We start from the raw sequence: 24,926 nt of genomic DNA on the forward strand, positions 1-24,926 counted from the left end.
CAGCCGGCCCGCTGCTGCAGCCGGGCGTGATCTCGATGGACCCGTTCGCGTTCACCCCTGAGGCACGGCGAACGTTCGCCGCCGCCGTGCCGATGGGTTTCACTCGTGGTGTGCGCCGGTTCCTGTTGCTGCTGTTCGTCGCCCTCGGCGCGGCCGGGGCGCTGGTCCTGTCGTGCGCCGTCTCGTCGTGGTGGTGGATCGCCGCGGGTCTGCTGCTGCCGCTCACCGCGCTCGGGGTGTGGGACCTGGTGCAGACCCGCCACTCGCTGCTGCGGAACTACCCGCTGCTCGGACATCTGCGGTTCTTGACGGAGCCGCCGCGGCCCGAGCCGCGGCGGTACTTCGCCGAAGGGCACCACGAAGGGCGTCCGTACGGCCGCGCCGTGCGCAGCATCGTCCACGAGCGGGCCGAGGGCGTCGCCACCGAGGAACCGTTCGGCACGGAACGGGATGTGTACGCCGCCGGGTACGAGTTCCTGATGCCGTCCCTGCGCCCGGTGGAACCGCCCGAGGATCCCCCGGTGGTGCGCGTCGGCGGCCCGGACTGCACCCAGCCGTACGACATGGCGCTGCTGAACGTCTCCGCGATGAGCTTCGGGTCGCTGTCGGCGAACGCGATCCTGGCGCTCAACAAGGGGGCGGCGCTGGGTGGTTTCGCGACCGACACCGGAGAGGGCGGTCTGTCGGAGTACCACCTGCGCGGCGGGGGCGATCTCATCTGGGAGATCGGCACGGGGTACTTCGGCTGCCGGACCTCCGACGGCGGCTTCGACGAGCGGGAGTTCGCGGACAAGGTGGCGCTGCCGGAGGTCAAGTGCGTGTCGCTGAAGCTCTCGCAGGGGGCGAAGCCCGGCACCGGGGCGGTGCTGCCCGGCGTCAAGGTGAGCGCGGAGATCGCGCGGGCGCGTGCTGTGCCGGTGGGCGAGACCGTGGTCTCGCCGCCGTGTCACCGGATGTTCTCGACGCCGCGCGAACTCGTGCTCTTCCTCGCCCGCATAAGGGAGTTGGCACACGGCAAGCCGACCGGCGTCAAGCTGTGCGTGGGCTCGCGCCGGCAGTTCCTCGCGGTGTGCAAGGCCATGCTGGCGGAGGGGATCACTCCCGACTTCGTCGTGGTCGACGGCGCGGAGGGCGGCACCGGGGCCGCGCCGCCGGAGTTCGCCGGCCGGCTGGGCACCCCCCTCACCGAGGGCCTGGTCACCGTGCACAACGCGCTGGCCGGCACCGGGCTGCGGGACCGCGTCCGGATCGGGGCGAGCGGCAAGGTCGCCACCGGTGCGGACATCGTCAAGCGGCTGCTCCAGGGCGCGGACTACACGAACGCGGCCCGCGCCATGATGTTCGCGGTCGGCTGCGTCCAGGCCCGGCGCTGCCACACCAACACCTGTCCGGTCGGGGTCACGACCCAGGATCCACGCCGGGTCCGCGCACTCGACGTGGCCGACAAGTCCGAGCGCGTCCACCGCTTCCAGCGGGCCACGGTGCGGAGCGCGGCCCGGATCATGGCCGCGATGGGCGTACGTGACCCGGCCGGCCTCGCGCCCGGGATGCTGCTGCGGCGCACGGACTCGACGACGGTCCTGTCGTACGCCGAGTTGTACGAGTGGCTGCCGCCGGGCGTACTGCTCGCCCAGCCACCCCCGTCGTGGGAAGCGGACTGGACGGCGGCGGACCCGGATTCGTTCTGAGCGGGAGGGCGGAACCCGAACGGCGGAACCCGGGCGGCCGAGCCGCCGGACGCCACAGGCCGAGGCCGGGTGCCAGGAGTCGAGGCCGGATGCCACGGGCCAAGGCCGGACACGACAAGTCAAGAAGTAAACAATTACCCCGAATGCCCGATAAGCGAATCGGTCCTATCGTGCTGGTATGGAGCATGCCCTCAGTCCCTCATCCCTCGCCGAGCTGCGCCGCCCGCGGCCCTATCCCGCCGTGTCCGTGCTGACGCCGACGCATCGCCGCGAGCCCGACAACGCGCAGGACCCGGTGCGGCTGCGCAATATGCTCGCCGACGCCAAGAAGCAGCTGGAGGCCGATCCCGCGATCACCCGCGAGCGGCGCACCGATGTGTCCGCGCAGCTCGATCTGGCGCTCGCGGAGGTCGATCTCGCGCACGCCGAGGACGGTCTGGCCATCTTCGCGGCCCCCGGTGAACACCAGGTGTGGTCGCTGGCGCGTTCCGTGCCGGAGCGCGTGGTGCTGTCGGACACCTTCCTGACCCGCAATCTCGTGGCCGCGCAGGCCGCCGAGCGGCCGTTCTGGGTGCTGTCGGTCTCCGCCGACCGGGTGACGCTGTGGAACGGCGGCGCGGGCCGTGTCGCCAAGGAACGCACCGGGGGCTTTCCCATGGCCCGGAGCCTGGAGGCCCCGAACGCCGAGCGCAAGGAGCGCGTCGGCGACCTGCCCAGCACCTTCCGCGATGAGCGCACCCGGCACTTCCTGCGCGACGCCGACATCGCGATGAGTGCCGTCCTGCGCGCACACCCTCGCCCGCTGTACGTCACCGGCGAGCAGGCGGCGCTCTCGCTGCTCGACGAGATCGGCTCGGTCACCAAGGATGCCGCCCACGTCCCGCACGGCGGCCTCGCCCACGCGGGCCCCGACGCGGTGTGGGCGGCGGTCCGGCCGCTGATCGACGCCGAGGACCGGAAGAACGTCGACACGGTGATCAGGGACCTCGAAACGGCCCGTGGCCGCAAAGATTTCGCGGCGGGCGTCGACGAGGTCTGGCAGAACGCCGGGGACGGCCGCATCCGGCTGCTGGCCGTCGAGGAGAACTACCGCGTGACGGTCCGCGACAACGGCGGCGACCATCTGGTACCGGCCGCGAGCGATGACCTCGACGCCCGGGAGGACATCGTGGACGAGATCGTCGAACAGTGCCTGGAGACGGGTGCCGAGGTGCGCTTCGTCCCCGACGGCTCCCTCGGGGAGGCCCGGGGCATCGCCGGGGTGCTGCGCTACTGACGGCCCGGGACCGCTGCTCCGCCGCCCCGCCCGGCGTCCTACGCTACGCCGACAGAGGTGACGGACAAGGAGGTTCGGGACGTGAGTCAGCTTCTCGGCGTTGCGGTACTGGGTGCGGGGCACATGGGGGCCGACCATATACGTCGTCTCGACAGCGTGGTGAGCGGGGCCAGGGTCGCGGCCGTGGCAGATCCGGCGAAGGAGCGGGCCGAGGAGGCCGTGGCCGGCCTCGACGGCGTCTTGGTGCACACCGAGGTGGCGGCCGCTCTCGACGCGCCGGGCGTCGAGGCGGTGCTGATCGCCTCACCCGGACCCGCGCACGAGGAGGCGCTGCTCGCGGCCTTCGCACGCGGGCTCCCGGTGCTCTGCGAGAAGCCGATGGTGCCGGACTCGGCGGGCGCGCTACGGATCGTGGAGGCGGAGGCACGGCTCGGGCGGCGGCTCGCCCAGGTCGGGTTCATGCGCCGGTACGACGCCGAGTACATGGGGCTCAAGTCGCTGCTGGACAGCGGAAGGCTGGGCCGCCCGCTGATGCTGCACTGCACGCACCGCAATGTGTCGTCCCCGCCCGGCTTCACCTCCGCCATGCTGATCAACAGCTCCGTGTCGCACGAGATCGACGCGGCGCGCTGGCTGCTGGGCCAGGAACTCACCGCGGTCACCGTGCTGCGTCCGCGGCCGTCCGCGCATGCCCCGGAAGGTCTGCTGGATCCGCAGTTCGTGCTGTTCGAGACCGCCGGAGGCGCCCTGGTGGACGTGGAGATCCTCGTCAACTCCGGCTTCGGCTACCAGGTGCGCTGCGAGGCGGTCTGCGAGGCCGGGAGCGTGCGGATCGGGGACGCGCACACGATGGTGGTGACCAGCGCGGGCGGCGCGTACCAGGAAGTGGCCCAGGACTACCTCGTACGGTTCGCGGACGCGTACGACCGCGAGGTGCGGGAGTGGGTGGACGCCACCCGCCGGGGCCAGGTCACCGGGCCGAGCGCCTGGGACGGCTACGCGGCCTCCGTCGTCGCCGAGGCGGGGGTGCGGGCACAGGACACCGGCGACCGGATGACCGTCGAACTCGCCCCGCGTCCGGATCTGTACGGCCAGAACCCGATCAGCCGCTGACGCTCAAGCCGTCGCACGCCTGACCATCGAACACACGCGTGAGCAACGGGGCGGCACACCTCGGCGACCCCTCAAGTCACGTACGTCACCTACGACTTGACCCCTACGAACCCCTGCGCCACTGATCCGGCATTGATCCCATGAACCCACCACGGGAGGACGTAGGCATATGCCAGAAGCACCACCGTATCGTGTGTTGCCGAATCCCTTACAGGGCGTCGCAGGCTGTGCAAGAGTCGTAACGGTCCTTCCGCCAGCCTTGGTCGTACCGTCCCCCCTCGGAGCGCGTCATGCCGTCCCATCTCTCTGCGGATCGCCCCGCCGCCCAGCCGCCCCCGCGCGGCACGGTCGACGCGCTCATCTCGCAGACGCGGCGACTGCGCGGCGACGTGGACGCCGTACGACGTGACGCGCCCGCGGACGGCACGGACCCGCAAGGCCGCTGGCAGCGCGCACTGTGCGATCTGGCGGTACATCAACTCAACGATCTGGACGCGCACTTGGCGCAGTTGCGGGACGGACCACAGCCCGCGCCGGCCGCCCCCTCCACCGCCGGCCCCGCCGAGCGAGCCGTGCCCACCGCCCCCCGGAGCGGCTCCCTGCTCAGCCGCGTCGGCTCCGCCGAGTGGAACCTGCTGACGGACGAGGCGACATGGTCCGGCGAGCTGTATCAGATCCTCGGCCGTGATCCGGCCGCTCCCCCGCTCACCCTCGACGAACTGCCGTCCTTCGTGCACGACGAGGACCGGCCGAGGCTGACGGCGATGGTCACCGACTGCCTGATCGACGCGAAGCCGATAGACGGGGAGTTCCGCATCGTGCGCCCCGACGGCGGCGTGCGCACCGTGCACATGATGGGCGAGCCCGTCCTCGACGCCCACGGCAGCACCGCCTCGATGTGGGCCGTGCTGCGGGACGTCAGCGAACTGCACCGCAGCCAGCGGACGGTGAGCGAGACCCATGACTCGCTGCAACACCAACGGCACCTCGCGCAGACCGAGCACCGGCTCGCCGTCGAGCTACAGGAGTCCGTACTGCCGCCATGGCGCGCCTCCCTGCGGCTCCCGCACCAGGGCCCCGAAACGCTGGACCTGGCCGCCCACTATCTCCCCTCGTCGTCGAGCGCGCTGATCGGCGGCAACTGGTACGACGCGCTCGAACTGCCCGACACCCAGATGCTGTTGAGCGTCGGCGACCTCACCGGGCACGGGGTCGCCGTGACCTCGGGCATGGCGATGCTGCTCGGCACCCTGCGCGGCCTGGCCATGGCGGGTACCCAGCCGGGTCAGCTCATGCAATGGCTCAACGGACTGCTCGACGCCTCCGTCCAGCCCGCCCTGGGCAGCGCCGTCTGCTGCCGCTATCAACCCGAGACGCGCGTACTCACCTGGGCACAGGCAGGCCACCCCGCCCCGCTGCTGTTCCGCAACGGGACGGGGCGCCTGCTGGCAGCACCGGACGGCGTGCTGCTCGGAGCGACCTCGGGTGCCGCCTACGGGCAGGCCGAGGAGACCCTCCAAGCGGGCGACCTGCTGCTCCTGCACACCGACGGGCTGGTCCCGCGGCGATGGGCGGACCCCCGCTCGAGCGAAGCCGAGAGTGGGGGAGGAACGGCGGCCGTCCAAAGGCTGCTCGACCTGGCCCCGCGCTTCGACGGGGTCCGCACGGCCCAGCACTGCGTACGGACGGTGGTGGAAGAGTTCGGCGAGACGGAGCGCGAGGACGACGCCTGCGTGCTCGTCGCCAGGGTCGTCTCCTGACGGACCCGGAAACCCTGCCGGTCAGAGGCACATCGCTACGCCTCGAACCCGGCGACCACCCCTGATGGACCGCGACGGTGGACGGTGTGGACGGTGACGGTGGACGTCGACGGCGGGCCCCTCACGCCCGTGCGCTGCCGCCCCTGAACTTCGACGAGTTCTTGGGGAGGGAGAGTTTGATCTCCTCACGCAGATCCTGGATCTTCGGGTAGCTGGAGTACTCCGCGGTGAGCCGGTACATCTCGCGCAGCCGGTCCCAGGTGCGCTGGGAGGAGTTCGACCCCATCGACGTCAGGGCCAGCCGTGCGTACCGGTCCGCCTGTTCCGGATCGTCGGCGATGAAGCAGGCGGACGCGAGGGAGATGTGGTCGAAGATCTTCGACCGGTCCCGGCCCGACTCCCTCAGGTGCAGCGCCTCCTTGGCGTGGCGCTGCGCCATGATCGCCGCTCCCGGCTCGTGCTCGGCGAGGGTGCGATAGGCCAGGGCCTGCATCCCGTGCAGATCCGCCTCGTCGAACATCTGCATCCAGCTCGGCGGCGGCACGTCGCCCCGGTCGGAGACGAACAGGTCCTCCGCCTCGCCGAGGGTGCGCCGCATGGCCTGCCCCTTGCCCATGGCCGCCTGTGCCCAGGCCTCGATGGTGTAGAGCATGGCCTGGGTGCGGGGCAGTACCTCGTCACCCGAGCCGGACTTGGCGAGCTTCATCAGGTCGAGTGCCTCACCGGGCCGGCCGAGGTGCACCATCTGACGGGCGGCACGGGAGAGCGCCTCCCCGGCACGGGGCCGGTCGCCTCCCTCACGGGCCGCGTGGGCGGCGATGACGAAGTACTTCTGGGCCGTGGGCTCCAGGCCGACGTCGTGCGACATCCAACCCGCGAGAACGGCCAGGTTGGCGGCGACGCCCCACAGGCGCCGCTGAAGATGGTCCGGGTGCCGGTAGGAGAGCATGCCTCCCACTTCGTTGAGCTGTCCCACCACAGCCTTGCGCTGCAGCCCGCCACCGCGGGCCGCGTCCCAGGCCCGGAACACCTCGACCGAACGCTCCAGTTCCTCGATCTCCTGCGACCCGATGGGGGCAGCCTCGTAGCGGTCGAACCCAGCAGGGTCGGCGTGCAGGGGATCGTCGAGTTCGGGAGCGTCCGCCGCGAGGGTCGGATCGGTGTGCAACCAGTCGTGCATGGCGCTGCTGAGTGCGGATCCTGTGGTGAGCGCGACGCCCGCGCCCACCAAGCCGCGTCGGTTGAGCATGAGGTCCATTCCCGTGAATTCGGTGAGGACCGCAGCCGTACGGTCGGGCGCCCACGGCATCCCGTCGGGATGTTCCACACTCCCGTCGCTCTGCCGTCTCCCCATACGCCCGTGCCGGGCCAGACCGAGGTCCTCGATGGTCACGACACGGCCGAGACGCTCGGTGAACAGGGCCGCCAGCACTCGCGGCACCGGATCGCGCGGAATCTCTCCCGTGTCGATCCACCGCCGCACCCGAGAGGTGTCGGTCGCCAGCTGGGGGTGGCCCATGGCCGCCGCCTGCCGGTTGACCAGCCTCGCGAGTTCGCCCTTGGACCAGCCGGCCAGGCCGAACAGGTCCGAGAGACGAGTGTTGGGTTGTCCGCTCACGTCAAGCCCCCAGGTTCTCGGCTGAGTTGACAGTAACCCTCTGTCAGATGCTGGGCGACTATTCGCCAGGGTTCGCCAGGGTGCGCCAGATGGTGTGCCAGTGGACCTCAGGTGTCAGGTAGGAACGCGCCACCCCGACCCGGTGGCCGCCGGGACACTCCCCAGGGTGACTCACGGCAACCGGGGCGGGCAGCGCGGCAACTTGCAGGCACACGAAGGGATCTGTCTCGCCCATGTACACAGCATCGTCCTCCGTGTCCGCACCGCCCCGGTCGCTCCACCCCCGCCAGCCGGGCAGCAGCGGCCCCTACCTCGACCCCGCGCGACCCGCGGCGCCCCTGCTCGGTGCCGGTCGGTCGCGGCGCGTTCCGGGGCTCGGCACCCAACCGCTCAGCGGGAGAATCGACTTGTCCGGCCCCCAGGGCGCCCAGCTGCGCACGGCGATCGCGTCGGTGCACCGGATCTGTCCGGAGTTCACTCCGGTGCAGGTACTGCGCCGCAGCGGGCGCTCCGTACTCCTCGTCGGCACGACGGGGCGCAGCACGGCCGTCGCCAAGTGTTTACTTGACCACTCCCCCATCTGGGCGGAGCGGATCCGGCACGAAATAGCTGCATACCGCTCGTTCGTCCGGCACCGCCCGCCCGTGCGGGTGCCCCGGCTGATCGCGGCGGACCCGGACAACTGCACGCTGGTGATCGAGCGGATGCCGGGCCGGGTGGCCGCGCTCCAGCGGCATCCGGCGGAGGCCCCGCCCCGCGCCGACATCCGGGCGGCCCTGGGCGCGCTCTGCCGGGTGAACGCGTGGCGGCCGCCGGCGGGGACGTTCGACGCCCCGCTGAACTACGCGGAGCGGATCTCCCGCTTCCATGAGCTGGGTCTTCTCACGGACCGGGACATGGGGGATCTGCAGAAGCTGATGCACGGCATCGCCCACTCGGCGGGCCGGCAGGGCATGGGCCAGTTCTGCCACGGTGACGCTCTCCTGTCGAACATCCTCCTCTCACCGGCCGGTCCAGTGCTGGTGGACTGGGAGCACGCGGGCTGGTATCTGCCGGGGTACGACCTGGCGACGCTGTGGGCGGTCCTCGGTGACGCCCCGGTGGCGCGGCGCCAGATCAGTCAGCTCGCACAGTCCGCGGGGCCCGCGGCACGCGACGCCTTCCTGGTGAACCTGATGCTCGTACTGACCCGAGAGATCCGTACCTACGAGACGGCCGTGCAGCGTTCGATGCACGACGTGACCCCGGCGGCACCGGGCCAGGCCCACCCGGCTGCTGCGCCGTCCGGCGAGGAACAGCGGCTGCTGCTGCGGCGGCTGCACGACGACTGTCAGATGGCCCGGCGGGCCGTTCGAGCGGCAGTCGGCACTCGCTGACGGGGATGACGGCCCGCGGTGCCCCTTGGGAAAAAGCGGCGCACCCCGGCAGACCTTCGTCGTGTCCGGGGTCGGACGCAATGTCCGCCGGACGAGTTATTGGTCCACTCCACTGACGCCCCGCAGGCCGGGTCACCACCGCCTCGAAACTCGCTCGCGCCTCGGCTGACATGGGAAATCGCCTTCCCCTGTAGATGATTGACGGATCGTCGGTGAGCCGGTACCACTGACGCACGTTCGGCCCCCGCACGCCCCACCGCGCTCGATCTGCCCAGGAGGCTGCATTGCGAGGATCCGCCACCGACCCCCGGTCCACCGTCGGTCACAGACGCGCGCGCGGAGCGGCGGGTGCCGTCGCCTCGGCGGCGCTGCTGCTGCCGCTGCTCGGCGCGGCTCCGTCCCCGGGCGCCGCCCCGGACTCCTCCGCCGAGCTCCAGCGGGCGTTCGCCACGGCGTCCGCCGACCACCAGGTACCGCAGAGCGTGCTGCTCGGTGTCTCCTACCTCCAGTCCCGCTGGGACACGCACGCCGGCGCGCCGAGCGTCTCGGGCGGCTACGGCCCGATGCATCTCACGGACGCCCGCAGCGCGATCGCCGGGGCCCCGCACCACAGCGCGGGCACGGAGGACGCCCGCGGTGACGAGGCGCGTACGGCCCTGCTGCCCACCACCGAGGTGCCGGAGAACTCCCAGCTCCCCGCCCGCCTCAAGACGTTGCCGAAGGCAGCCGAGCTGACCGGGATCCCGGCCGAGCGGCTGCGTACGGACGCCGCCGCCAACATCGAGGGGGGTGCCGCCCTGCTCGCCGCCGCGCAGAAGAAGCTCGGCGAGCCCCTCAGCGGTGACGCGGCCGACTGGTACGGGGCGGTGGCCGTGTTCTCGGGCGCGGACGACACCGCCACGGCGGCCGCGTACGCCCGTGATGTGTACGACGTGATCCGCGAGGGTGCGCGGCGCACCACGGACGCCGGTCAGAGCGTGACGCTGGCCGCCGAGCCCGGGTCGGCTCCCGACACCGCGCAGCTCGGGCGCGCCGGGCTGCGTTCCGTCTCCGCCGATGGCACGGAATGCCCCAAGTCCCTGGCCTGCGAGTGGATTCCGGCACCGTACGAAGAGTTCGGCGACAACGACTACGGCAATCACGACCTGGGCGACCGGCCGGCCTCGCAGAGCATCAGGTACCTCGTCATCCACGACACGGAAGGCCGCTGGGACGGTGTCATCAACCTCGTCCAGGACCCCACCTATGTGTCGTGGAACTACACGCTGCGCTCCACGGACGGGCACGTCGCCCAGCATGTGAAGGCGAAGGACGTGGCCTGGCACGCGGGCAACTGGTACATCAACGCCAAGTCGATCGGTCTGGAGCACGAGGGCTTCCTCGCCTCGCCGGACGCCTGGTACACGGAGGCGATGTACCGGTCGTCGGCGCGGCTGGTGAAGTACCTGGCCAGGAAGTACGGCATTCCGCTGGACCGGCAGCACGTCCTCGGTCACGACAACGTGCCGGGCCCGACCACCGCGACGATTCCGGGCATGCACACGGACCCTGGCCCGTACTGGGACTGGCGGCACTACTTCCGGCTGCTCGGCAGGCCCTTCCACGCCACGGCGGGCCGGGGCGGCGGGCTGGTGACGGTCCTGCCGGACTTCACCGCCAACCAGCCGGTCTACACCGGCTGCGTCACCGCGGGCCTGCCCTGCGCGTCCCACGGCTCCAGCGAGGTACGTCTGTACAGCGGCCCCGACGAGACCGCGCCCCTGATCAAGGACATCGGTCTGCGGCCCAAGGGCGACGATTCGACGATCGATGTGAACGACGTGGGTTCGCGGGTCTCCACCGGGCAGCGGTACGCGGTCGCCGACCGTGCGGGGGACTGGACGGCGATCTGGTACCTGGGCCAGAAGGCCTGGTTCAAGAACCCGAAGAAGCAGCCGACGGCGGTGAACGCGTCGGGGCTCGTGGTCACGCCAAGGGCGGGACTCACGGACATCCCCGTGTACGGCCGCGCCTACCCGGAGAAGGAGGCCTATCCGGCCGGTGTGCCCGCGCAGTCGGTCTCACCGCTGCCGTACAAACTGCTCGAGGGCCAGAAGTACGCGATCGGGGACGAGGTGCCGGGCGAGTACTACTACGCGGTCACCTTCGACACGCCCTCGCACAAGGTCGTGACCGGCACGGACCGCTACTACGAGATCCAGTTCGGCCACCGGGTGGCGTTCGTGCGGGCGGCCGATGTGCAGGTCGTTTCGTCGAGGTCGTAGGAGGGACTCGGGTGCCGGGGCCGCCCTGCGGGCCCCGGCACCCGCGCGTGTGCTGAGCCTGCTCAGCCCTGCTGGAAGAGCTCCGCGGGCAGGGGCTTCAGCAGTGCGTACAGGTCGTCCGTGATCGGGCGGTCCCAGGCGGCGATGGTCACCAGGACCTTGTCGCTGCGGTCGAACTGCACACAGGAGATCCGGCCCTCGGAGAGCTTGAGGCGGCGGACGATCAGGAGGTTGTCCCCCTGCATCACCGGCATGTCCTCGGTCCCGACGACGGTCACCTCCTCCTCGTTCTCCAGCGCGATCAGCAGCTGGGCCACCTCGAAGGGGACCTCCGACTCGGCGACGTCGCGGGCCGGGGAGCCCTCCGGCAGATTGCCGATGATCATCGCGGGGCCGCGGCCGCCGAACAGGTCGTAGCGCAGGAAGACGCCCTGGCAGCTGCCGTCGGGGGCGGGCAGCAGGCCCGCGCCGAGATTGCCCGGCCAGTCGCCCGGGTCCATGGCCAGTACGTCGAAGTCAGGACCGGCGGGAGTGGCGCTGCGGCGGCGGAGGAAGGACATGTCGCAATGGTACGTGCCCGGCGGCGAACCGGGCTCTGGGGGCGGCCGCCGCCGGAGGCCGTGGCGGGCCCCGGTCCCCTCGCAGGTCGGGCCCCTCACCGGCGGCCCGGCGGCGCCCTGCGGGAGATGACCTTGCGGCGGCTGATCCGCCCGCCGTGATCGCCGAGCACGGCGGATTTCTCGTCCGTCGCGCCGCCGGTGGTGCCGTCCGCGTCGCTGCCGATGCCCTGGACAGAGCACGCACCTGCCATCGGCCCGACGCGGTGGGCACGACGTTCGTGAGGTGGTGGGCGACCGGGTCGCCGGGCCGAGCGCGCGCGACGCGTCCCGGCCGGCGGTGATGCGCTCCAGGGCCGGCTGCCCGAAGCCGCAGGGCCGGCTGCCCGAGCCGGTGATGCCGCAGACCGCATCGCATCGCATCGGTGGTGAACAGCGCGCCGAGCCGGTCCGGATTCCCGGCGTCGGACAAGTTCCCATGCGGGGCGAACAGTTCGGCGATCGCCGTGGGTCGTCGAAGCCGGGCGCCAGGAGAATCCTGCTGTGATCGGCAGGATCCTGCCCCCGGCCGGGGGCCGAGCGGGGGTTCGGCCGCCCCCGGGCGGTGAGCCCGCCGAGATCGTCCGCGGGTCTCTCATGGTCGTCGTGCCGGATGGTCGGGGCGGGGTCGAGGGCGACGCGCGCGGGCCGGCGGACCGACGCGCCTGACGTCGGCCCGCCCGGCCTCCGCTCACGTCAGGTCGAACTCCCCTTCGCGGGCCCCCGAGACGAACGCGCCCCATTCCGCGGGTGTGAAGATCAGAGAGGGGCTCTCGGGGCGGCCGCTGTTGCGCATGGCGATGAACCCCTCGACAAAGGCGATCTGGACGTCTCCCCGTCCTCGGCTGCTGGATTGCCACTCGGCCTTGCTGAGGTCCAGTTCCGGCTTGTCCCAGCCCGCGAGTGGATGCTCCTTGATGGTGCTCTCGGCCACGTCCGTACTCCTCCCGGTTCGTCGTCCGCCGCCAGCCTAGCGATCGGTCACGGCGGCGGACAGGCCACGTGAGGGGGAGGGCCTCACAAGACCGGGGGCTCCGCCCCGACCAGCCACATCGAGAAGAACTGCGACCCGCCGCCGTACGCGTGCCCGAGCACCCTGCGAGCCCCTTCCACCTGGTGTTCTCCGGCCTGGCCGCGCACCTGAAGCGCTGCTTCCGCGAAGCGGATCATGCCGGAGGCGCCGATCGGATTGGTGGAGAGGACCCCGCCCGACATGTTGACGGGCAGGTCCCCGTCGAGTTCCGTCACCCCGGACTCGGTGAGCTTCCAGCCCTCGCCCTCGTCGGCGAAGCCGAGGTTCTCCAGCCACATGGGCTCGTACCAGGAGAACGGCACGTACATCTCCACGGCGTCGATCTCCCGGCGCGGGTCCGTGATCCCCGCCTGCCGGTAGACGTCGGCCGCGCAGTCCTTGCCGGCCTGCGGTGAGACCGCGTCCTTGCCGGCGAAGAGGGTCGGCTCGCTGCGCATCGCGCCGCCGTGCAGCCACGCGGGCGGCCGCGGCGAACGGGCCGCGCCCGCACGGTCGGTGAGGATCATCGCGCAGGCGCCGTCGGAGGACGGGCAGGTCTCCGAGTAGCGGATCGGGTCCCACAGCATCGGGGACGCCTGGACCTTCTCCAGGGTGATGTCGTGTTCATGGAGGTGCGCGTACGGATTCTTCAGTGCGTTGCGGCGGTCCTTGTACGCGACCAGGGAGCCCACGGTGTCGGGGGCGCCGCTGCGCCGCATGTACGCGCGTACGTGCGGTGCGAAGAAGCCGCCCGCCCCGGCGAGCAGGGGCTGCTGGAAGGGGATCGGCAGGGACAGGCCCCACATGGCGTTGGACTCGGACTGCTTCTCGTAGGCCAGGGTCAGGACGGTGCCGTGGACGCGGCCCGCGATCAGGTTCGTGGCGACGAGGGCGGTGGAGCCGCCGACCGAGCCGGCCGTGTGCACCCGCAGCATGGGCTTGCCCACCGCGCCGAGCGCGTCGGCGAGGTACAGCTCGGGCATCATGACGCCCTCGAAGAAGTCGGGCGCCTTGCCGATGACCACGGCGTCGATGTCGGCCCATGTCAACTCGGCGTCCAAAAGGGCCCGTTGGGCCGCCTCTCGGACAAGGCCCGCGATCGAGACGTCCCGCCGGGCGGCCACGTGCCTGGTCTGGCCGATGCCCACGACGGCCACGGGCTCCTTGCTCATCGCGGGTCTCCTTCGAGTAGGGCGACCAGGTTCTGTTGCAGGCAGGGACCCGAGGTCGCGTGGGCGAGCGCGCGGTCGGACTCGCCGCGGTGGATGCGGGCGGCGGCCTCGCCGATGCGGATCAGTCCGGCCGCCATGATCGGGTTGGCGGCCAGTGCGCCCCCGGACGGGTTGACGGTCACGCGGTCGTCGAGCCGCAGCGCCCTGCGCAGGACCACCTCCTGGGAGGTGAAGGGCGCGTACAGCTCGGCGGTGTCGACGGGGCGTTCGAAGACGCCCGCCTTCTCGGCGGCCAGGCGGGTGGAGGGCGAGTCGGTCAGGTCACGGACACCGAGGGCGTGTGCCTCGATACGGTGGTCGATGCCCCGGATCCAGGCGGGCCGCGCGCACAGCCGGCGCGCCCGATCCCCCGCCGCGAGGACGACGGCGGCGGCTCCGTCGCCGACGGGCGGGCAGTCGCCGGTACGCAGGGGACGTACGACATAGTCCCCCTGCGGCACCGAACCGCTCAGCTGCGCATGGGAGTTGGTGGCGGCCGACGCACGGCTGCGGGCCGCGACACCGGCCAGTGCGGGCTCGTCGGCGTGCCCCGCGTCGATGAGCGCCTGCGCCTGAAGGGCGGCCAGGGCCACGGAGTCCGGCCACAGCGGCGCCACGTAGTACGGGTCGAGCTGCCGGGTCAGGACGTCGCGTACAGAGCCGGGTGACGACTTCCCGTACGCGTACACGAGCGCGGTGTCGGCGTCGCCGGTCAGCAGCTTCGTCCACGCCTCGTACAGCGCCCACGCCCCGTCCATCTCCACATGTGACTCGGAGATCGGCGGCCAGGCGCCCACCCCGTCGAGCGCCATGGTGAAGGAGAAGGCGCGGCCCGCGAGGTAGTCCGTGGAGCCCGAGCAGGTGAAGCCGATGTCGCCGGTCTTCAGGCCGGCCTGGCCGAGGACGTCGTGCAGGACCGGGATGAGCATCTCCACCTCGGAGAGCTCGTCGCTGGTGCGCCGGTGGTCGGTCTGCCCGAAGGCGACTACGGCGATCTCGCGCGTCACAGCAGCTCCTTGTACGTCTCGTAGTCCGCGTCGGGTTCGCCGGTGGGCCGGTAGTGGTCGGGGTGACGCCCGCCGTCCGTCCATACCGGCTCGACGCGCAGACCCATGCGCACCTGGTCGTAGGGGATGCCGCCGATGCGGCCGTGCAGCGCGAGGTCCGCGCCGTCCAGTGCGATGTGCGCGTAGACGTACGGCACTTCGATGTCGAGGTTCTTCGCTTTGATGTTGACGATGCAGTACGTGGTGACCGTGCCGCGCGGGCCCACTTCGACCGCTTCGGATGTGGCGACACCGCAGGTGGGGCAGGCCCCCCTGGGCGGGACGTAGACCTTGCGGCAGGAGGGGCAGCGTTCACCGACGGTCCGCTGTTCGGCGAGGGCGTCGAGGTGGGCGGACTGCGCGCGGCCGGGTGAGTAGACGTAGTCGAGACGGGCCGGGGCGACGATGCCGGTCACCGGGTCGGCGAACCGGCCGTCGTGGCCGGTGGGTTCGGCCGCCGCGTCGTCGCCGGAGTCGTACGGTTCGAAGCAGGCGATGTCCGTGATGGCTCCGGAGCGTTGCGCGGCCCAGCGGACGCGGACGCGCAGGCCGCTGTGTACGGCGTCGGGGCCGGCGGCGTCGAGGGCGTGGAGGAGGGCCGTGTCGGCGCCGTCGAGCCTGACCAGGACCCAGGCGAAGGGGGTGTCGAGGGGCTGGCCGCGGCGCGGGGCGTGGTTCCAGGCCCAGGTGGTGACGGTGCCGGTGGGGGCGACTTCGACGAGGTCGTGGATCTCCTCGGCGGTGACGGGGTCGTACTCGACGGGTGGGACGAGTGTGCGCCCGTCGCCGGTCTTCACGCCGAGGAGCACGCGCTCGCGCAGACCGGTGAGGAAGGCGCTCTGGACGGGGCCGAGTGAGCGGGTGAAGGGGAACTCCACGACCAGGGGGGCTTTGAGGACTTCGGGCACGGGGACTCCTCGTGGGGGTCGGCTCAGGTGCGCCTGTACACGGGCGGGCGCTTCTCGGCGAAGGCGCGGGCGCCTTCCTTGGCGTCGGCGGTGTCGAAGACCGGCCAGCCGCGCTTCAGCTCGGCCGCGAGTCCGTCGGTCTCGGTCATCTCCGCGGTCTCGTACACGGAGGCCTTGACGGCCTCGACGGCGAGCGGTCCGCAGGCGTTGATCCGCCCGGCGATCTCCAGGGCCGCGGCGAGGGCGGTCCCGTCGGGGACGACATGGCCGACGAGCCCGATGCCGGCCGCCTCCCGCGCCGGGTACGGGCGTCCGGTCAGCAGCATCTCCAGGGCATGGGTCCGCGGGATCTGGCGCTGGAGGCGGACCGTGGAGCCTCCGATCGGGAACAGCCCCCTCCTGACCTCGAACAGCCCGAAGGTCGCGGACTCGCCGGCGACCCGGATGTCGGTGCCCTGGAGGATCTCGGTGCCGCCCGCGACACAGGGGCCCTCGACGGCGGCGATCACGGGTTTGCGGGGACGGTGGTGGCGCAGCATCGCCTTCCAGTGCAGATCGGGGTCGGCCTGGAGCCGGTCCCGGTACTGCTGCCCTTCCATCCCCTGGCCGGCCAGGGCCTTGAGGTCCATCCCGGCGCAGAAGGCACCGCCCGCGCCGGTGAGCACGACCGAGCGGACCGCGTCGTCCTCGTCGGCCTCGACCCAGCCGTCGTACAGGCCGACCAGCATCGGCAGCGAGAGCGCGTTCCTGGCCTCGGGCCTGTTGAGCGTGAGCACCAGTGTGGCGCCCTCGCGCCGCACGGTGAGGTGTTCCGTCCCACCCATTGCCGTCCTCCCGTCAGACAGGCTCTCTGGAACGAGAACAGGTTGCAGTAGGTGCGGGACCAGTACAAGAGTTTTCTGACAGACAGTCAGATTTCTTGTCCCGGGGCCCTTCCCAGTTGCGTCGGCCTTTGCTCTGATGACCGTCGAGCCGATGGATGCCAGGCGTGCCCGGGGTCAGGAGGAGCGGTGGAGTACAACCTTGCCGACCTGTTCGAGTCGGTCGTCGACGTGGTCCCCGACCGCGAGGCCCTCGTGTACCTCGACCACCCCGGCACGGGCGCGGAGCGCCGTCTCGGCTACGCGGAGCTGGACGCGGCGGCCAACCGCGTCGCGCACCATCTGATCGACAGCGGGATTCGCCCCGGCGAGCACCTCGGGCTCCACCTCTACAACGGCGTCGAGTACCTGCAGACGGTCCTCGGCTGCCTGAAGGCCCGGATCGTCCCGGTCAACGTCAACTACCGCTATGTAGAGGAGGAGTTGGTCTACCTCTACCGGGACGCGGATCTGGTGGCGCTGGTCTTCGACGCGGAGTTCACCGAGCGGGTGGCGGCGGCGCTGCCGCAGACGGAGAAGCTGCGGCACCTGGTGCGGGTGGGGACCCCGACATCCGGCGCCGGTCCGCTGCCCGTGGTGGAGTTCGCCGACGCCGAGGCGGCCGGGTCTCCAGGGCGCGGGTTCCCGGCCCGCTCGGCGGACGACCAGTTCATCATCTACACCGGCGGGACGACCGGGATGCCCAAGGGGGTGATGTGGCGGCAGGAGGATCTGTTCTTCTCGGGTCTGGGCGGGGGCGCTCCGACGGGCGAGCCGGTGAAGACGCCTGAGGAACTGGCCGAGCGGGTGGCGGCGGGCGGGGAGGGCATCACCTTCTTCCCCGCTCCCCCGCTGATGCACGGCACCTCGACGCTGACGGCCTTCATCGGCTTCAACTTCGGCCAGCGGGTCGTCATCCACCGCAAGTTCGTGCCGGAGGAAGTCCTGCGGACGATAGAGAAGGAGCGGGTCACCAGCATGTCGCTGGTCGGCGACGCCATGCTGCGGCCGCTGATCGACGCGCTGAGCGGGCCCATGAAGGGGACCGACTGCTCCTCCATGTTCAGTGTGTCGTCGTCCGGGGCGATCATGTCGGAGACCGTGCGCGCCCAGTTCCAGGCGCTCGTGCCGAACGTGATGCTGCTGAACAACTTCGGCTCGTCGGAATCCGGCTTCAACGGCACGGCGACCCCTGACTCGGGCCCGGACCGCGGCTTCCGGATCCGGGTCAACTCCCGTACCCAGGTGGTGGATCCGGCCACGCACGAGCCCGTCGCGGTGGGCGAGCCCGGCCGCATCGCACAGCGCGGCCATGTGCCCCTCGGCTACTACAACGACCCGAAGAAGACCGCCGAGACGTTCTTCCGCAAGGGTGACGAGCGGTGGGTGCTGCTCGGCGACATGGCGACCGTCGACGAGGCGGGCGTCGTCACCGTCCTCGGCCGTGGCTCCCAGTGCATCAACACGGGTGGGGAGAAGGTGTATCCGGAGGAGGTCGAGCAGGCGCTCAAGTCGCATCCGGACGTGTACGACGTCCTGGTGGCCGGGGTGCCGGACACCACGTGGGGCAGTCATGTCGCGGCGGTGGTGCAGCTGCGCGAGGGCGCGGGACGGCCGTCCCTGGAGGAGATCCAGACCCACTGCCGCACCCGTCTGGCGGGCTACAAGATCCCCCGGCAACTGGTCATCACTAGCACCATCCAACGCTCGCCGAGCGGCAAGGCGGACTACCGCTGGGCACGGTCGGTGGCGGCGGAGGCCGACCGCTGACGGCAAAGGCCCGGCGGCCCGCCCCCTCCCCGCTCGCGGGTCGGCGTTGTTCGCCCACGGCTGGACCGGTTGCCCCGTGCCGACGCGGCGGAGAGCGTACGGGCATGGCCTTCTCCGTGGCACATCTCAGCGATCCGCATCTGACGACCGGGCTGCTCGCCGTGGACCGAGTCGCCGCCTTCTCCCGGGCCCTGCGCTGCGTCCTGGCCCTCGACCCGCGACCCGCCTGCGTGGTCGTCACCGGTGATCTGGTCGACCGGGGCGAGGCCGAGGAGTACGAGGTGCTGCGCGAGGTCATCGCGCGCTTCCCGCTCCCGGTGCACCTCGTGCCGGGCAACCACGACGATCCCGGCACCCTGCTGGAAGCCTTCGGCGGCGGCCCTCATACGGGCGGCGCCCGTGCGTTCCCGTACGCCGTGGAGTATCCGAACGCCACCGTGGTGGTCCTGAGCTCCACGGTCCCCGGGGCTCCCTCGGGCCGGCTCGGCGACGAGCAGCTCGACCGGCTGGAGGAGCTCCTGTCCAGGCGCCCGGAGGTGCCCGCCTTCGTGTGTCTGCACCATCCGCCGGTCGACATCGGCATCCCGTACCTGGACGGCATGAACCTGGCGGACGCCGACGCGTTCGGCGAAGTGATCGGACGGCATCCGCAGGTCGTACGCGTACTGGCGGGCCATGTGCACCGGGCGGTCACCGGGGAGTTCGCGGGCAGCACGATGGTCACCGCGCCCAGCACCTACTTGCAGAGCAATCTGAACCTGCGCGTCGGCGGACCGGTGGGATACGTCGACGAACCGACGGCGTTCCTGCTGCACCACCTCACCGGCACGGGGTGCGTGACACACACCGCTCAGGTCAGCCACGCGGGCGGGCTCATCGGGGGGTACTGACCGGGTGCGGGCCGGTGTCGGTACGCGTCGGGGCTCGGGGACCGCATCACCCGAGCCCACGGCCGCGACCTCGACGAGCCGTGTGGGAGGGCGGCATTCAGCCGCGGTACCCGGCGCTCTCCGCGCGCTGCCCGGGCATCCCTCCCGGCAGGCCACCCGCGCCCAGCCGCTCGAACCGCTCCTGGACATTGGCCGCGAAGGCCCGCTGCTCGGATCCCGCGAAGTCCTGCCCGGTGGTGTTCATGGCCACCGTGAGCACACCGCTGATCGGGGCGGCCGGGGACGTGCGCACCGGTGTGCACAGGAAGTTGAAGTCCTGGAGGGTGTGGGAGTCGTACGTCTGGATCGACGCCCGGGCCAGCGTGGCCGCCTGTCCCGTGTGGAAGGCGTCGTCCATCGCGCCGAAGACGCCTATCGCCTCGAGGCCGGGCAGGACGTGCCGCCCGGGGCTGAACTGCGGGACCAGGCCGAAGGCCGAGCCCTGCTTGCCATTGGCGTAGCGCAGCAGATGGTCGGGGCCCTCGGTGAGCATGATCGGGAACGGCGCACCGTCGAAGACGGCGAACAGCTCCTGCTGCTGGGCGAGCAGGCTGTCACGCAGCTTGAAGTCGGACAGCAGGGTCTCGGTGAGCTCCTGCATGCCCTCGCGAAGACCGCGGTCCCAGGTGCGGGGCTTCATGTCGGCGACGCACACGGTGCCGAGGATCATGCCTGTGTTGTCCCGCAGCGGGGTGCCGAGGTAGGAACGCACGCCCAGGTCGTTCACCAGCGGGTTGCCCTTGAAGCGCGGGTAGTCGAAGACGTCGTCCAGAGCCAGTTGGGAACCCTGGGCCACCACATGGGGGCAGAATCCGTAGTCGCCGGGCGCTTCCCGGGAGAGGTTGCTCAGATCGAAGGCGATGCCTCCGCTCTCCGGGCTCACCTTGTCGTCGGGCGAACCGGACGGCACGTACATGCCGCGGAACATCTGCCGTTCGTCGTTGATGAAGTTGACCATGGCCAACGGAGACTGGGTGAAGCTGGCCGCGAGTCGCGCGATGCGGTCGAACGTGGCCTCCGCCTCGACGGTATTGAGGCCGAGAACCTGCAGTCGCAGCCTGCGCTGCTCGCTCGCGAGCCGGGCCGGATCGGAAGATGAGAGGGGGTCCATGGGATCAGATGAAATCAGAATCCCGGCTTCCGTGGATCACCCCTCCCCGTATTTTCCGCATCAGGTGCCTCACACTCAACGCACTTGACCCCGCCGGGACTTGACTCGAAAGGTCCGCTGATGCTCGCGTGACCGTGCCGCCCCACCGGCCCCTCGCAGTTACCCAACCTCAAAGACTGTCCACATACTTCAAGGTTTCAACCTTCGACGATCACTTCCCGCCATTCCTTGAGCGGCCATCGAGCGGAAACGATTTTGCATACGACAATCGTGCGGTGGGCTGGTTTTCGACGCTGACGCGTTCATTCCGTCACGCCATCCAATGGTCGAACCTGAGTTCGGACACGCGATGGCGGGGCGGAAGTGATACGTCCCTCTGCCGGGGCCCGTGCGTACCGAGTTGTGGCGATACGTCTGCGAGAGAGGGCACAGCGGAGTGGGTCAGGTGCGGTTCGAGCCGCGGGCGTCCCGCCGGGGGCGGGTGCGGCAGGACCTTTTCGGTCAGAGCGCCATACGCGATTTCACGCCACGATCCACGCCGCCGCCGACGGCCCGAGACTCCGTGCGAGGCGACCACTCGCCGGCCCGGTCAGAGGTGATGGCCGCTCGGGGCACCGAGCCCGACTGAGCGAGGAGCCCGGTACGACGACGTCCGGGGCTCGAACCACTTCGTAACCCATCCTCATCCCGCCCGGAAACGGGGGTCCTGGCGGCATCGCGGCGCGAGAGACGGCAGGGGAGCCGTCCACAGGCGCCGCTCCCAGGAATGCCGTGGGGCCACATGTCCCCGCCCGGGAGCCATGCGGCAAGGTCAACTGCGCCATCGCGTACGGACAGTGGCGAAGGATCGAAAGGGATTGCTCATGAACAGGTCGGACGTGGACGCACGGTCGGTGGCTGTGATCGGCATGGCCTGCCGGCTCCCCGGCGCGTCGGGGACCGACGAACTGTGGGCCCTGCTGCGGGACGGCGTGGACGCCACCAGCGAGACCCCTCCTGAACGTTACGACGTGGACGCCCTGCACTCCGTCGCCCCCGGACCGGGAGGCATCGCCAGCCGCAGAGCGGGCTATGTCGGCCAAGTCGCGGATTTCGATGCCGAGTTCTTCGGGATGTCCGCCAACGAGGCGGTGGAACTCGACCCGCAGCAGCGGCTGTTGCTGATGACCGCCTGGGAGGCCCTGGAGGACGCGGGCCGGCGGCCCGACCTGCTGGCGGGCACCCGGACCGGCGTGTTCGTCGGCAATGCCCGCGCGGACTACCTGGAACTCGCCCTGCGGCAGGGCCCGGAGGCGGCCACGGCCTCCCAGCTGAACAACTTCCGGTCGCTGTTGCCGGCCCGCCTGTCGCACTTCTTCGACTTCCGCGGACCCAGCATCGTCGTGGACACGGCCTGCTCCTCCTCGCTGGTGGCCGTGCACCAGGCCGTACAGAGCCTGCGCGCCGGAGAGAGTCCCCTGGCGCTGGCCGCCGGGGTGAACATCACGCTCCGCCCGGACGAGGGCCTCGTGATGACGCAGGCCGACGCCATGGCTGCCGACGGCCGAAGCAAGTTCGGCGACGCGCACGCCGACGGGCACGCCCCCAGTGACGCGGTGGCCGTCGTCGTACTGAAGCGCCTGGCGGACGCCCTGGCCGACGGCGACCGCATACGCGCCGTCATCCAGGGCAGCGCCGTCGGCAACGACGGCCGTACCAGCGACACCGTCCTCAATCCGTCGCTGACCGGCCAGCTCGAGGTGCTGCGATGGGCGTACGAGGACGCGGGGGTGAACCCCGCCGATGTCGACTACGTCGAGGCGCACGGCTCCGGATCGCCCGCCCTCGACCCGCTGGAACTGGGCGCCCTGGGCAGGGTGCTGGGCGAGGGCCGGCCCGCCGACCGGCCGCTGCTCGTCGGCTCGGTCAAGACGAACATCGGGCACGCGGAGGCAGCAGGCGGACTGGCCGGACTGATCAAGACGGTGCTCTGCCTGGAGCACGGCCAGATCCCGGCCAGCCTCCACCTCGACACCCCGAACCCCCAGGTCGCCTGGGACGAACTGCCGCTGGTGGTACCGGGCAAACTGCTCGACCTCCCCGAGCTGGACCGGCCGGCCGTCGCCGGGGTCTGCGGGCAGGGCTCCTCGGCCCTCAACGCCCATGTGGTGATCCGGCAGGCCGACCCCGCCTGGTCCGCGTCCGCGCCGCCGGGCCGGGCCAAGCCGTACGTCCTCGCGCTCTCCGCGCGCAGCGCCGCGGCCCTGGAGGCGCTGGCCCGGTCGTACGCCGACCATCTGGGCCCGGACGGCGCGGGCACCGCGTACGCGCTGCGCGACATCTGCTTCAGCGCGGCCACCCGGCGTCAGCACCATGAGCACCGGCTGGCCGTCATCGGTTCGACGCACGCGGAGATCGCGGCGGCGCTCACCGGATCGCCGGGGCTGGGCGGCAGGCCGCTGTCGGCCGTCGCCGAGCGCTACCGCAGGGGCGAGGACGTGGACTGGGGGAAGGTGTTCGGGCGCTCCGGCCGCTTCGTGCCGCTGCCCCACTACCCCTGGCAGACCAAGCGCTACTGGCCCGGCGAGGAGCACGCGCAGGACGGCGGCGATCTGGCGTCCTGGGTCCTGCGCGAGCACGCCCGCACCGGCTTCGACGACGGCTCCACGCTCACCGAGATCGGGATCGACTCCCTGGCGAAACTGCGGATCGTCGTCGAACTGACCAAGCGGTCCAGCCAGGACGTCGACCCGGAGGAGTTCGGCCGGCTGCGCACCGTCGGCGAACTCCGCCGGTGGACGCGGTCCCTGGAGGCAGCGGCCCGATGAGCGATCCGCAGAACCTGTACGCCTGGTTCGCCCGCTCGGCGGCCGCGTACGGCGACGAGTGCACCGCGCTGGAGATCGGCGACGACCGGCTCTCCTACGGTGCGCTGCGTGACCTGGCGGAGCGGCTCGCCGGCCGTCTGGTCGCGGCGGCCGGCGGCACCCCGCCGCGCCGGGTCGGCCTGCTGGCGAGCCGTTCGGTGACCGCGTACGCCGGTTATCTCGCCGTGCTGCGGGCCGGTGCGACCGTCGTGCCGCTCAACCCCGAGCACCCGTCCGCGCGCACCCGCGACATCGTCGAAGCGGCGGGGCTCGAGCTGGTGCTGGCCGACGCCCCGGCGGCCGGCGCGGACCTCGGCGTGCCCGTCCTCGTGGCGGGCCCCGAGGAACTGGCGGCCCTCGCGGCCCTCGTGGACGAGCCGGTGCCCGAACTGCCGGACGCGCGGACCGGTCCTGACGACATCGCGTACATCATCTTCACGTCCGGTTCGACCGGCGCGCCCAAGGGCGTACCGATCCTGCACCGCAACATCTGCGCCTATCTCGGTCAGGTTGCCCCGCGCTACGACATCGAGCCCGGCAGCCGCCTCTCCCAGTCCTTCGAGCTGACCTTCGACGGCTCCGTGCACGACCTGTTCGTCGCCTGGGCGGGCGGGGGAACGCTCGTGGTGCCGATGCGCAGCCAGCTGCTGTCACCGGTGAAGACGATCAACAGCCTGCGGCTGACGCACTGGTTCTCCGTGCCGTCGCTGATCTCCTTCGCCTCGCGCCTCGGCACGCTCGAGCCGGGCAGCCTGCCGACACTGCGGTGGAGCATCTTCGGCGGCGAGCCGCTGACCCTGGCGGCGGCCCGGGAGTGGCGGGCGGCCGCGCCGGACAGCCGCCTCGAAGTCCTCTACGGGCCGACGGAACTCACCATCTCGTGCACCGCGTACCGGTTCCCCGACGATCTTGCGGACTGGCCGAAGACGCCCAACGGCACGGCTCCGATCGGCACGTGCTACCCGTTCCTGGATCTGCTGCTGCTCGACGCGGACGACCGGCCGAGCGACAGCGGCGAACTGTACGTACGCGGCCCGCTGAGGTTCCCCGGCTATCTGGACCCGGCGAACAACGCGGGACGCTTCCTGACGTCCGCTCAGCACCCCGCCACCGAGGAACCACTGACCGACCGCCACTGGTACCGCACCGGAGACCGCGTCGCCATGCGGGACGGGCACCTGGTCCATCTCGGACGGACCGACCACCAGGTCAAGATCCGCGGCCACCGGATCGAACTCGGCGAGATCGAGGCGATGCTGCGGCAGCAGCCCGGCGTCCGGGACGCGATCGTCCTCGCGGTGCCGGCCTCCGACGGCGAGCCGGAGCTGGAGGCCGCGGTCAGCGGCACCGGCTGCGTCCCCGACCGGCTCTACTCGGCACTGGGCGACCGGCTGCCGCCGTACATGCTGCCCCGCCGGATCGCCGTCCTCGACCAGCTGCCGCTCAACCCCAACGGGAAGATCGACCGACGGGCCCTGCTCGCCGAACTGGGACGCTCCCGCTGACCCACGGCGTCCTCGCCGAACCGCCCCGACACCCCAC

General features: G+C 71.3%; 20 protein-coding genes. 11 read left to right on the plus strand and 9 right to left on the minus strand.

Annotated elements, in window-relative coordinates; translation table 11 throughout:
• The first annotated feature begins 92 nt into the window (after positions 1-92).
• From SAVERM_RS06630 to SAVERM_RS06645, 4 genes are all read left to right on the plus strand, one after another.
• Entirely contained in the window at positions 93-1,688 is a 1,596-nt protein-coding gene (locus SAVERM_RS06630; RefSeq protein ID WP_010982670.1) for an FMN-binding glutamate synthase family protein, read from the plus strand.
• A gap of 178 nt (positions 1,689-1,866) precedes the next feature.
• Positions 1,867-2,964, plus strand: coding sequence for a baeRF3 domain-containing protein (locus SAVERM_RS06635; RefSeq protein ID WP_010982671.1), 1,098 nt, complete (start codon positions 1,867-1,869; stop codon positions 2,962-2,964).
• 81 nt (positions 2,965-3,045) lie between these two features.
• Positions 3,046-4,077 (plus strand): Gfo/Idh/MocA family protein, encoded by a 1,032-nt coding sequence (locus tag SAVERM_RS06640; RefSeq protein WP_010982672.1) that lies wholly within the window; start codon positions 3,046-3,048, stop codon positions 4,075-4,077.
• Between the two features lie 290 nt (positions 4,078-4,367).
• Complete coding sequence (locus SAVERM_RS06645) at positions 4,368-5,837, plus strand: PP2C family protein-serine/threonine phosphatase (RefSeq protein ID WP_010982673.1); 1,470 nt, start codon at positions 4,368-4,370, stop codon at positions 5,835-5,837.
• Positions 5,838-5,958: 121 nt separating this feature from the next.
• On the opposite strand, the gene SAVERM_RS06650 is transcribed toward SAVERM_RS06645, so the two are convergent.
• Positions 5,959-7,455 (minus strand): DNA-binding protein NsdB, encoded by a 1,497-nt coding sequence (locus SAVERM_RS06650; RefSeq protein ID WP_010982674.1) that lies wholly within the window; start codon positions 7,453-7,455, stop codon positions 5,959-5,961.
• 233 nt (positions 7,456-7,688) lie between these two features.
• Here SAVERM_RS06650 and SAVERM_RS06655 point away from each other — a divergent pair, with 233 nt between their 5' ends.
• Both SAVERM_RS06655 and SAVERM_RS06660 read left to right on the plus strand, forming a co-directional pair.
• Positions 7,689-8,831, plus strand: a complete 1,143-nt coding sequence (locus SAVERM_RS06655) for an aminoglycoside phosphotransferase family protein (protein ID WP_010982675.1) — start codon at positions 7,689-7,691, stop codon at positions 8,829-8,831.
• Positions 8,832-9,115: 284 nt separating this feature from the next.
• The gene (locus SAVERM_RS06660) at positions 9,116-11,095 is read left to right on the plus strand and encodes an N-acetylmuramoyl-L-alanine amidase (protein ID WP_010982676.1); all 1,980 of its coding nucleotides are present in this window, start codon (positions 9,116-9,118) and stop codon (positions 11,093-11,095) included.
• A gap of 62 nt (positions 11,096-11,157) precedes the next feature.
• Here the strand turns inward: SAVERM_RS06660 and SAVERM_RS06665 are convergent, their stop codons facing one another.
• Complete coding sequence (locus SAVERM_RS06665) at positions 11,158-11,655, minus strand: hypothetical protein (protein ID WP_010982677.1); 498 nt, start codon at positions 11,653-11,655, stop codon at positions 11,158-11,160.
• A 95-nt stretch (positions 11,656-11,750) separates the two neighbouring features.
• A complete protein-coding gene (locus SAVERM_RS42695; RefSeq protein WP_154696722.1) occupies positions 11,751-11,906 on the minus strand; it encodes a hypothetical protein in 156 nt (51 codons plus the stop codon).
• A gap of 32 nt (positions 11,907-11,938) precedes the next feature.
• Here SAVERM_RS42695 and SAVERM_RS06670 point away from each other — a divergent pair, with 32 nt between their 5' ends.
• Positions 11,939-12,199, plus strand: coding sequence for a hypothetical protein (locus tag SAVERM_RS06670; RefSeq protein WP_010982678.1), 261 nt, complete (start codon positions 11,939-11,941; stop codon positions 12,197-12,199).
• A gap of 183 nt (positions 12,200-12,382) precedes the next feature.
• Here SAVERM_RS06670 and SAVERM_RS06675 read toward each other — a convergent pair whose 3' ends face one another.
• From SAVERM_RS06675 to SAVERM_RS06695, 5 genes are all read right to left on the minus strand, one after another.
• The gene (locus tag SAVERM_RS06675; RefSeq protein WP_010982679.1) at positions 12,383-12,625 is read right to left on the minus strand and encodes a DUF397 domain-containing protein; all 243 of its coding nucleotides are present in this window, start codon (positions 12,623-12,625) and stop codon (positions 12,383-12,385) included.
• 83 nt (positions 12,626-12,708) lie between these two features.
• Entirely contained in the window at positions 12,709-13,875 is a 1,167-nt protein-coding gene (locus SAVERM_RS06680) for a thiolase domain-containing protein (RefSeq protein ID WP_010982680.1), read from the minus strand.
• Positions 13,872-14,921 (minus strand): thiolase domain-containing protein, encoded by a 1,050-nt coding sequence (locus tag SAVERM_RS06685; protein ID WP_010982681.1) that lies wholly within the window; start codon positions 14,919-14,921, stop codon positions 13,872-13,874. Before SAVERM_RS06685 ends, SAVERM_RS06680 begins: the two co-directional genes overlap by 4 nt.
• Positions 14,918-15,868 carry a Zn-ribbon domain-containing OB-fold protein gene (locus tag SAVERM_RS06690; RefSeq protein WP_037646089.1) on the minus strand — a complete coding sequence of 317 codons (951 nt, stop codon included), beginning with the start codon at positions 15,866-15,868 and terminating at the stop codon, positions 14,918-14,920. Before SAVERM_RS06690 ends, SAVERM_RS06685 begins: the two co-directional genes overlap by 4 nt.
• Positions 15,869-15,891: 23 nt before the next feature.
• Entirely contained in the window at positions 15,892-16,692 is an 801-nt protein-coding gene (locus SAVERM_RS06695) for a crotonase/enoyl-CoA hydratase family protein (RefSeq protein ID WP_037646088.1), read from the minus strand.
• 186 nt (positions 16,693-16,878) lie between these two features.
• Between SAVERM_RS06695 and SAVERM_RS06700 the strand changes: the two genes are divergently transcribed.
• Complete coding sequence (locus tag SAVERM_RS06700) at positions 16,879-18,498, plus strand: acyl-CoA synthetase (protein WP_037646087.1); 1,620 nt, start codon at positions 16,879-16,881, stop codon at positions 18,496-18,498.
• A 104-nt stretch (positions 18,499-18,602) separates the two neighbouring features.
• Positions 18,603-19,388 carry a phosphodiesterase gene (locus SAVERM_RS06705; RefSeq protein WP_037646086.1) on the plus strand — a complete coding sequence of 262 codons (786 nt, stop codon included), beginning with the start codon at positions 18,603-18,605 and terminating at the stop codon, positions 19,386-19,388.
• Positions 19,389-19,485: 97 nt separating this feature from the next.
• On the opposite strand, the gene SAVERM_RS06710 is transcribed toward SAVERM_RS06705, so the two are convergent.
• Complete coding sequence (locus tag SAVERM_RS06710; RefSeq protein WP_010982686.1) at positions 19,486-20,538, minus strand: GAF domain-containing protein; 1,053 nt, start codon at positions 20,536-20,538, stop codon at positions 19,486-19,488.
• Positions 20,539-21,401: 863 nt separating this feature from the next.
• Here SAVERM_RS06710 and SAVERM_RS06715 point away from each other — a divergent pair.
• Together SAVERM_RS06715 and SAVERM_RS06720 are read left to right on the plus strand one after the other, a co-directional pair.
• Positions 21,402-23,345 carry a beta-ketoacyl synthase N-terminal-like domain-containing protein gene (locus SAVERM_RS06715; RefSeq protein WP_037646084.1) on the plus strand — a complete coding sequence of 648 codons (1,944 nt, stop codon included), beginning with the start codon at positions 21,402-21,404 and terminating at the stop codon, positions 23,343-23,345.
• A complete protein-coding gene (locus SAVERM_RS06720; protein WP_010982688.1) occupies positions 23,342-24,889 on the plus strand; it encodes an amino acid adenylation domain-containing protein in 1,548 nt (515 codons plus the stop codon). The genes SAVERM_RS06715 and SAVERM_RS06720 overlap by 4 nt, the downstream gene beginning before the upstream one ends.
• Positions 24,890-24,926: the final 37 nt, after the last annotated feature.

Source organism: Streptomyces avermitilis MA-4680 = NBRC 14893, assembly GCF_000009765.2.
Classification (GTDB): Bacteria; Actinomycetota; Actinomycetes; order Streptomycetales; family Streptomycetaceae; genus Streptomyces; species Streptomyces avermitilis.

Excerpts from the sequence above, each read along its gene's own strand:
- SAVERM_RS06630 (WP_010982670.1), top strand. The coding sequence starts at position 93 with ATGGGTTTCACTCGTGGTGTGCGCCGGTTCCTGTTGCTGCTGTTCGTC.
- SAVERM_RS06635 (WP_010982671.1), top strand. The coding sequence starts at position 1,867 with ATGGAGCATGCCCTCAGTCCCTCATCCCTCGCCGAGCTGCGCCGCCCG.
- SAVERM_RS06645 (WP_010982673.1), top strand. The coding sequence starts at position 4,368 with ATGCCGTCCCATCTCTCTGCGGATCGCCCCGCCGCCCAGCCGCCCCCG.
- SAVERM_RS06655 (WP_010982675.1), top strand. The coding sequence starts at position 7,689 with ATGTACACAGCATCGTCCTCCGTGTCCGCACCGCCCCGGTCGCTCCAC.
- SAVERM_RS06665 (WP_010982677.1), bottom strand. The coding sequence starts at position 11,655 with ATGTCCTTCCTCCGCCGCCGCAGCGCCACTCCCGCCGGTCCTGACTTC.
- SAVERM_RS42695 (WP_154696722.1), bottom strand. The coding sequence starts at position 11,906 with ATGGCAGGTGCGTGCTCTGTCCAGGGCATCGGCAGCGACGCGGACGGC.
- SAVERM_RS06680 (WP_010982680.1), bottom strand. The coding sequence starts at position 13,875 with ATGAGCAAGGAGCCCGTGGCCGTCGTGGGCATCGGCCAGACCAGGCAC.
- SAVERM_RS06695 (WP_037646088.1), bottom strand. The coding sequence starts at position 16,692 with ATGGGTGGGACGGAACACCTCACCGTGCGGCGCGAGGGCGCCACACTG.
- SAVERM_RS06705 (WP_037646086.1), top strand. The coding sequence starts at position 18,603 with ATGGCCTTCTCCGTGGCACATCTCAGCGATCCGCATCTGACGACCGGG.
- SAVERM_RS06710 (WP_010982686.1), bottom strand. The coding sequence starts at position 20,538 with ATGGACCCCCTCTCATCTTCCGATCCGGCCCGGCTCGCGAGCGAGCAG.
- SAVERM_RS06715 (WP_037646084.1), top strand. The coding sequence starts at position 21,402 with ATGAACAGGTCGGACGTGGACGCACGGTCGGTGGCTGTGATCGGCATG.
- SAVERM_RS06720 (WP_010982688.1), top strand. The coding sequence starts at position 23,342 with ATGAGCGATCCGCAGAACCTGTACGCCTGGTTCGCCCGCTCGGCGGCC.